The following is a 288-nucleotide window of genomic DNA, read 5'->3' on the forward strand; positions in this document are numbered from 1 at the left end:
TCTCTATGCCATGAGGTACAAAGGGATCCCCCTAAATCCCCCTTATCAAGGGGGACTTTGAGGTTGAGAAGCGTACCTCATAAATCCTATAAACGCTATATAACTGAACAATATCCCATTTAAATGCACAACAGCTTAGTTATTATTCATTAGTTATTTACCCCATTCGCGACTGCATCAAGACAATGATTTACACATAATTTTTTCCCGATTCCCGATTCCCGATTCCCTACTCCCGATTCCCGATTCCCGATTCCCGATTCCCGATTCCCTACTCCCTACTCCCTA

Origin of the sequence: Moorena bouillonii PNG (genome assembly GCF_001942495.1) — a bacterium.
Classification (GTDB): domain Bacteria; phylum Cyanobacteriota; class Cyanobacteriia; order Cyanobacteriales; family Coleofasciculaceae; genus Moorena; species Moorena bouillonii.